This window comes from Hydrogenophaga sp. (assembly GCF_051007235.1).
GTDB lineage: Bacteria > Pseudomonadota > Gammaproteobacteria > Burkholderiales > Burkholderiaceae_C > Hydrogenophaga.
The window spans coordinates 1-3,253 of record NZ_JBPCSJ010000176.1 but is presented as its reverse complement, the minus strand read 5'-3'; the positions used below and the strand labels follow the sequence as shown (position 1 = coordinate 3,253).

The following is a 3,253-nucleotide window of genomic DNA, read 5'->3' as shown; positions in this document are numbered from 1 at the left end:
GGGCACGGGCGGGCATTTGAAGGGCTGCCGGTGGCGCGGGTGTTCCGGCACATGGACCAGCTGTCTGCCTGGCTGACGCAACATGCCGGTGCATGACCTGAAGCGTCATCCAACGGTCGAGCACTTCGCACGCCGCCCGTGGTTCAGCGTCGTGATGGCGCTGTAGGCCTTGTGCATGGGCGCTGTGTTTTGGCTGGACCTCCTGCCCCCGGCATTGAAGTACGGGCGCCACCATGGCGGGATCATGACCCTGCTGTGCGTGCTGCTGAGCGTCTATTGCGGTGGATGTGCCTCGCTGGGTTTCAAGCGCTGAGTGCGCGCCCCGAGGTCATTCGCCGGCCGCTGTGGGGTCTGCGCCGATGGCGTCGCCAGCCTCAGCGCTCTTTCGGCCCCAGCCGGGGCCGCCATACGGCCAGCACCACGTTGACCACACTGAGCGCGATCAGCAGCCACAGGGTGTTGCGCTCGGATCGCAGCAAGGTGTCGAGCAAGGCCGGATCTGCGTAGGCCGCCACGATCTCGGCCTGCCTCTGTTTCGAGCCCACCACCACCAGCGTTGCCTCGAACACGCTGAGCCCCAGCAAGGCCTTGAGCCAGGCCCAGCTCGCGCCGGTGTAGGCCCGCGTGGCCGCCAGTGCGATCAATCCGCTGAGCACCACCACGAACATGCACGGCACCAGCAGGTACTGCGCGATGGTGCCATAGGCCAGCCGAGCGGCGGCAAACGCCTCGGCGCTTTCGCGGCTGGCAACCTGGTTGATGACCAGGCAGGCCGCCAGCGCGCCGCCAAAGCCGATGGACGCCACGTCGTGCAGGGTTTTGGCGCCCAGGCGCAGCCAGCGGCGGTGGCCGACCTGGCGGGCCTGGTCGTCGGTCGGCGTTTTGTCTGCCTTCACATGCGCTCCCTCCATTCGCCCGGCGTCATCCCCGTCCAGCCCTTGAACGCGCGGATAAAACTCTTCTCGTTCTGAAACCCGGCCGCCTCGGCCACCTGCTTGACGGGTCTTGAACTGCGCTGCAGCAGGGCCATGGCGCGTTCGCGGCGAACCTCGTCTTTCAGCGCCTGCAGGGTGGCGCTTTCTTCTTTCAGCTGCCGGTGCAGGCTGCGGGCCGAGGTGTGCAGCAGCGTGGCCAGGTCGTCGGCGTTGCGGGTGTCTTGCGGCTGGGTCAGCAGCAGCTGGCGCACGCGCTGCACCAGCAGGCGGTCGCGCCGGTAGGGCCGCACCTGGATGGGCAGGGCGCGCTGCAGCATCTGGTTCATGGCGGCCTCGTCGCGCTTGACGGGCAGGTCCAGATAACGCGCGTCGAAGCGGATGGCGGTCTGTTCGGCGTCGAAGCGGATGGGGCCGTCGAACAGCACGCCGTAGGCGTCCGCATGGGGTGGGGCGGCAAAGGCGAAGCTGGCGCCGCGCAGGGGGATGCGCGAATCGACGAACCAGCAGGCCAGGCCGTGCACGTTGCGCAGCACCGAGACGTGGCAGAACTCGCGCAGCGAGCCGTCGCCACCGGGCGGGCGGTGTTCGGTCAGCACGATGGCGGCCTCGTCGCCCTGCACCTGGACGGCCAGGGTGATGTCGCGCGTGAGCAGGCCGTGGTGGCGGCACCAGCGCTTGAGTGCCACGCCCAGCGTGGGGGCCGAGAGCGAGGCGCGCGCCAGCAACCCGTAGCTGCCCCAGGGCAGGGGGCGGCCAAACCAGCCTAGGGCCTCGTCGTCCAACTGCTGCATGGCGGCGGCGGACAGCCATTCCATCTGCAAGGCGGTGATGCGGCCGTCTGGCCGTTGCACATCCGCTGGCGTGATTTGTGCGGCTTCCAGCGCCGCCTGCGGCGACAGGCCGCGCGATGCATACGCCTGGGTGATGCAATAAACAAAGGCCATCGGCGTGGCGGCGACCAGTGGGCGGGTGGCGGCGGTGGCAGTGGGGCGGGCGGGCATGGTCCCAGTCTGCCATGGATGGCGCGATTTGCAACCTGATTGCCCGCCTGCCCAGCGCGCCGGTCGCTATGCTGGTGGTCGCGTTCCGCCCAGATGGCGCCCAGATGGCGCCCGGATGCCAGAGGAGACAAGCCCATGGAAAACCCGTCGAACAGCGCGCACCCCGCCGCGCCCAGCCAGGCCGCAGGCCGCACCGACGTGCCGCTGATCGAGCAGACCATCGGCGCCTTCTTCGACGCCATGGCCGCGCGCCACCCGCAGCGCGAGGCGCTGGTGAGCGTGCACCAGGGCCGCCGCTACAGCTACGCCGCGCTGGCGGCCGAGGTGGACCGGCTGGCCAGCGCGCTGCTGGGCCTGGGGCTGCAGCCGGGCGACCGTATCGGCATCTGGTCGCACAACAACGTGGAATGGGTTCTGATGCAGCTGGCGACCGCCAAGGTCGGCCTGGTGCTGGTCAATATCAACCCAGCCTACCGCACGGCCGAGCTGGAATACGCGCTCAACAAGGTCGGCTGCAAGGCGCTGGTGTCGATGGCGCAGTTCAAGACCAGCGACTACCTGGGCATGTTGCGCGAACTGGCGCCCGAGCTGGCCACCTGCGCACCGGGAGCTCTGCAGGCGGCGCGACTGCCCGGGCTTCGCGCCGTGGCCTGGATCGACGTGGCGGGCGAGGGCGCCGAGCAGCCCGGCATGCTGCGCTTCTCCGCCTTGCTGGCTTCGGGCACGACGGGTGACCCGCGCGTGGCGCAGGCGGCGGCGGGGCTGACGGCCAACGATCCGATCAACATCCAGTTCACCAGCGGCACGACCGGCTTCCCCAAGGGCGCGACGCTGACCCACCGCAACATCCTGAACAACGGCTTCTTCATCGGCGAGTGCATGAAGCTCACGCCGGAAGACCGGCTGTGCATTCCCGTGCCGCTGTACCACTGCTTCGGCATGGTGCTGGGCAACCTGGCCTGCTTCACGCACGGCAGCACCGTGGTCTACCCCAGTGATGCGTTCGACCCGCTGGCCGTCCTACAAACCGTACAGGACGAAAAATGCACCGGCCTGCACGGCGTGCCGACCATGTTCATCGCCGAGCTGGACCACCCGCGCTTTGCGGAATTCGACCTGCACACCCTGCGCACCGGCATCATGGCCGGCTCACCCTGCCCGGTGGAGGTGATGAAGCGCGTGCAGGCCGACATGCACATGGGCGAGGTCACCATCGCCTACGGCATGACCGAGACCAGCCCGGTGAGCTGTCAGAGCAGCACCGACACGCCGCTGGACAAGCGCGTGTCCACCGTGGGCCTGGTGCAGCCGCACCTG

At 68.8% G+C, this 3,253-nt stretch carries 4 protein-coding genes; 2 read left to right on the top strand and 2 right to left on the bottom strand.

All coding sequences use genetic code 11. The annotated features are described in order from the left end of the window. Positions 1-175 precede the first annotated feature (175 nt). Entirely contained in the window at positions 176-313 is a 138-nt protein-coding gene (locus ACR2JA_RS06235; RefSeq protein WP_434008243.1) for a hypothetical protein, read from the top strand. Between the two features lie 61 nt (positions 314-374). On the opposite strand, the gene ACR2JA_RS06230 is transcribed toward ACR2JA_RS06235, so the two are convergent. Beyond that, positions 375-896 carry a hypothetical protein gene (locus ACR2JA_RS06230; RefSeq protein WP_434008242.1) on the bottom strand — a complete coding sequence of 174 codons (522 nt, stop codon included), beginning with the start codon at positions 894-896 and terminating at the stop codon, positions 375-377. Then, positions 893-1,936 (bottom strand): AraC family transcriptional regulator, encoded by a 1,044-nt coding sequence (locus ACR2JA_RS06225; protein WP_434008241.1) that lies wholly within the window; start codon positions 1,934-1,936, stop codon positions 893-895. The genes ACR2JA_RS06230 and ACR2JA_RS06225 overlap by 4 nt, the downstream gene beginning before the upstream one ends. 135 nt (positions 1,937-2,071) lie before the next feature. Here ACR2JA_RS06225 and ACR2JA_RS06220 point away from each other — a divergent pair. Further along, positions 2,072-3,253: AMP-binding protein (locus tag ACR2JA_RS06220; protein ID WP_434008240.1), on the top strand; the 1,182-nt coding region annotated here is incomplete at its 3' end.